The organism is Pseudoalteromonas sp. CR1 (assembly GCF_019392235.1).
Classification (GTDB): domain Bacteria; phylum Pseudomonadota; class Gammaproteobacteria; order Enterobacterales; family Alteromonadaceae; genus Pseudoalteromonas.
On the sequence record NZ_JAHXRM010000593.1, the window covers coordinates 1 to 240 of the forward strand.

At 60.0% G+C, this 240-nt stretch carries 1 protein-coding gene; it reads left to right on the top strand.

From position 1 onward, the window contains the following. Positions 1-240, top strand: a 240-nt coding sequence (locus tag KZZ04_RS20670) for an FAD-dependent oxidoreductase (RefSeq protein ID WP_219424101.1), incomplete at both ends; no start/stop codon positions are given.

Genomic DNA, 240 nt, shown 5'->3' on the forward strand with positions numbered 1-240 from the left:
CGTTTCGGCCTGCGCGACCTGCGACGGTTTCTTCTATCGCAACAAGCCGGTCGCCGTGGTCGGTGGCGGTAACACTGCTGTGGAAGAGGCATTGTACCTGGCCAACATCGCCAGCACCGTGACCCTGGTTCACCGCCGTGAAACCTTCCGCGCCGAGAAGATCCTGATCGACAAGCTGCACGCCCGTGTTGCTGAAGGCAAGATCATCCTCAAGCTCAACGCCACCCTGGATGAAGTCCT